General features: G+C 65.6%; 6 protein-coding genes. All 6 read right to left on the bottom strand.

The window, feature by feature from the left end; genetic code table 11:
* Positions 1-365, bottom strand: a 365-nt coding sequence (rpsI, locus tag WAN71_RS19530; protein WP_422226908.1) for a 30S ribosomal protein S9, incomplete at its 3' end; no start/stop codon positions are given.
* 48 nt (positions 366-413) lie between these two features.
* On the bottom strand, positions 414-857 hold the full coding sequence (gene rplM, locus WAN71_RS19535; RefSeq protein WP_422226909.1) for a 50S ribosomal protein L13: 444 nt from the start codon (positions 855-857) through the stop codon (positions 414-416).
* A gap of 311 nt (positions 858-1,168) precedes the next feature.
* Positions 1,169-1,465: a WXG100 family type VII secretion target gene (locus tag WAN71_RS19540; RefSeq protein WP_422226910.1), complete on the bottom strand. Its 297-nt coding sequence runs from the start codon at positions 1,463-1,465 to the stop codon at positions 1,169-1,171.
* 11 nt (positions 1,466-1,476) lie between these two features.
* The gene (locus WAN71_RS19545; RefSeq protein ID WP_422226911.1) at positions 1,477-1,803 is read right to left on the bottom strand and encodes a WXG100 family type VII secretion target; all 327 of its coding nucleotides are present in this window, start codon (positions 1,801-1,803) and stop codon (positions 1,477-1,479) included.
* Positions 1,804-1,892: 89 nt separating this feature from the next.
* Positions 1,893-2,840, bottom strand: coding sequence for an exopolyphosphatase (locus tag WAN71_RS19550; protein ID WP_422226912.1), 948 nt, complete (start codon positions 2,838-2,840; stop codon positions 1,893-1,895).
* On the bottom strand, positions 2,831-3,175 hold a 345-nt coding region (locus tag WAN71_RS19555; RefSeq protein WP_422226913.1), incomplete at its 5' end, for a DUF501 domain-containing protein. The genes WAN71_RS19550 and WAN71_RS19555, both read right to left, overlap by 10 nt.

Raw genomic sequence — 3,175 nt, forward strand, 5'->3', positions numbered from 1 at the left:
AAGGCTTCCAGCCGGTCGACGATGACCAGCGGCGCCTTGATCAGCTGCTGGTGCACCTTGTTGGGGAAGTAGGCCTCCAGGCTGCGGCCGTCGAGTTCGAATTTGCCGCTACCGGGCACCAGCCGCACCCGAACCACGGCCTCCTTACGGCGGCCGACCGTCTGGATCGGACGATCGATGACGAAGGAGTCCGTCCGCGTCGCCGGCGCGGCAGCCGCGGTTGTCTCAGCTGCTGCGGCTTCGGTGGCTTCAGTGGCTTCGGCTTCAGTAGCTTCGGCTTCAGTAGCTTCGGCTTCGGTGGCTTCGGCTTCAGTGGCTTTGGCTTCAGTGGCTTCGGTGGTCTCAGTTCCTGCCGTCTCAGTCATTAGCGCCGCTCCTCCTCATCGCTTCGCTCTGCATCGTCACCGGCGCGGTCATTGGGTCACCTGCTTGATCTCGAATGGAGTCGGCTGCTGGGCGGTGTGCGGGTGCTGCGGCCCGGCGTAGACGTGCAGCTTGCGCTTGATCTGGCGGGCGAGCTTGTTCTTCGGCAGCATGCCGAGGATCGCCTTTTCCACGACCCGGTCGGGGTGCTTTTCCATCAGCTCGCCGATCGTGCGTTTGTGCAGCCCGCCGGGATAACCCGAGTGGCGGTAAGCCAGCTTCTTGTGCAGTTTGTCGCCGCTGAGGGCGATCTTGTCGGCATTGACGATGATGACGAAGTCGCCACCGTCAACATTGGGGGTGAATGTCGGCTTGTGCTTGCCACGCAGCAGGTTGGCTGCCGCGACGGCAAGGCGGCCGAGCACCACGTCCGTGGCGTCGATGACAAACCACGACCGCGTGGTGTCACCCGCCTTCGGCGCGTAGGTAGACACAGCGCTTACCTCTCTCTATTCGGGTTCTCCCCGAGTTCGGATCCCGGTGTGACCCGGGTGCCGGTCAGGCGTCCACGGCAAGGGATGGTCTCGGCGACCGACACTGACCCGAGTCCCGGCGTACCGTACGCCAACGGTGCAGCTTACCGGCGGTCATCCACGCAGGTCAAAACGCCCGACCTGGATCAGAACAGCGCCGAGTGCGAAGCCCATGTGCACAGCTGATTCGCTGGTCATGGTGGTTGAACTGCGCGGTCCCGCGGCTCTCCCCTCCGTCAGGACCGCGCAGAGTCTTTATGCGACCAGGGCAACTATCGCGCCCATACGCCGGCTGCCCGGTGGTCGGCGGCCGCGACATCCTCGGCGCCGGCACGAACCGCGTTTCCGAGGTCGACCAGGATTTCGTTGAGCGCAGTGGCCGCCTGATGCCACCGCAGCTGCTCGATCCCGTAAGCGGTGGCCGCTTCGCGCGTCCACAGTTCTTGCAGCGGCGCAACTTGAGATTTCAGCTCCTGCAACGCGGCGTTGAAGCGGGCGGAGGTGGCGTGAATTTCCTGGCGAACTGAGCATTCGATCTCATCGAAGTTGTACGACAACTGCGAGTCCATTGGTGCTGGCCTCACAGATCCCCGCCGGCGATGCCGATGCGGTGCGCATGGTTGTCGGCCGATTCCCGCAGTGCGGCTTCGTTATAGCGAATGGTCTCTGCGATGCCGTGTAGGGCGTGGTGGAGTTTCATCGACTCGGCGTTCCACCGCTGCACCACGTCCTTGAAACGTGCTGCCGCGGCTCCACCCCACACCGACGGCGGCACGCCGCTCATGCGACCGATGAATGCCTGCAGCGTCGTCCGGATCTCTTCGTTGCGGGTGTCGATGGCCCCTGCAACAGAGCACATCAGATCGAAATCGGCGCTAAGCGTGTTGCCACCTGCAGGTGTGCTCATATATTCCCCTTCGCCCAACGGCCGCGGACCTAACCGTGCCAACGACAGGTAAGACTCCCGCGGGTCCGCTCCGGTTCCGGGGCCGCAGATCAGTCGGCGATCGACAGCGCGATGCCGTCCAGGATGTCGTGCTCGCTGACCGTCAACGCGTCGATGCCGGCGCGCTCACGCAGCGCGAAAGCCAATTCCTCGATCACGATCGCACCGCCACCGATCACGTCGGCGCGCCCCGCGTGCATGGGCCCGAGCGCAGCGCGCTGTGCTCGAGACATGCCGATTAACTCGTCACACACCACGAGCAGCCGGTCCATGTTGACCCGCGAAAGATGAATTGCCGCAGCGTCATAGGTCGTCATGTTGTGCGCCAGCGCCGCGATCGTCGTCATCGTTCCGGCCACTCCCACCCAGGTGCGGGCTTGTCGCACGGGGACGGCGCGCAGCGCCTCGCCGAGCCGTTCGCGAACCACTTCGCGGGCAGCCGCGACCTCCGCAGCCGTTGGCGGGTCCGAATGCAGGCACCGCTCGGTCAGCCGCACGCAGCCGATGTCGGCCGAATAGCTCGCCACCACGGCGTCGGCTCCGAGCACGATCTCGGTCGAGCCGCCCCCCAAGTCGACGATGACGAAAGGCGCTGCGGCGGAGTCTAGTTCGTTGACCGCCCCACGGAACGAGAGTTCGGCCTCCTCGGCGCCGGTGATCACCTCGGCCACGCAACCGTCGATCACGCCGCCCAACACATCGGCCGTCATCGCGAAAAACACATCGCGATTGCCGGCGTCGCGCGCGGCCGACGTCGCGACCATGCGTATCCGGTCAACACCGTGCGCCGCGCACAGCGAAGCGTAGTCGACGAGCGCGACGCGGGTGCGCTCAAGAGCATCCGGCGCGAATCGACCGGTTGCGTCGACGCCCTGACCGAGCCGCACGATGCGCACCTCGCGGTGCACGTCGCGCAGCTGCCCGTCCAGCGCATCGGCGATCAGCAGCCGGATTGAGTTGGTACCACAGTCAATTGCGCCGACCCGCGTCACGTCCACTCCCCCGGGTCGAGTATCCCCGCCATCGACGGCTCGGCCGCCAGTACCGCCACCGCCTCGTCACCGAGCGGATTCGTTCCCCGGCCCTTGGCCAGCGAGTGCGCAATCAGCACATGCAGACACTTGACCCGGTCGGGCATGCCACCGGCGGAAAACGCCGTCCCCAGTGGCTCGACGGCATCCCGCTCGGCCAGATACGACTCGTGTGCCCGTCGATAGGCGGCGGCCAGCTCGGTGTCACAGCTCAGCCGCTGCATCATCTCCCGCATCATTCCCGAAGACTCCAGCCTGCTCGCCGCGGCGGTGAGCGCCGGATGTGTCAGGTAGTACAGGGT

Origin of the sequence: Mycobacterium sp. (genome assembly GCF_049280035.1) — a bacterium.
Lineage (GTDB): Bacteria > Actinomycetota > Actinomycetes > Mycobacteriales > Mycobacteriaceae > Mycobacterium.

Excerpts from the sequence above, each read along its gene's own strand:
- WAN71_RS19545 (WP_422226911.1), bottom strand. The coding sequence starts at position 1,803 with ATGAGCACACCTGCAGGTGGCAACACGCTTAGCGCCGATTTCGATCTG.
- WAN71_RS19540 (WP_422226910.1), bottom strand. The coding sequence starts at position 1,465 with ATGGACTCGCAGTTGTCGTACAACTTCGATGAGATCGAATGCTCAGTT.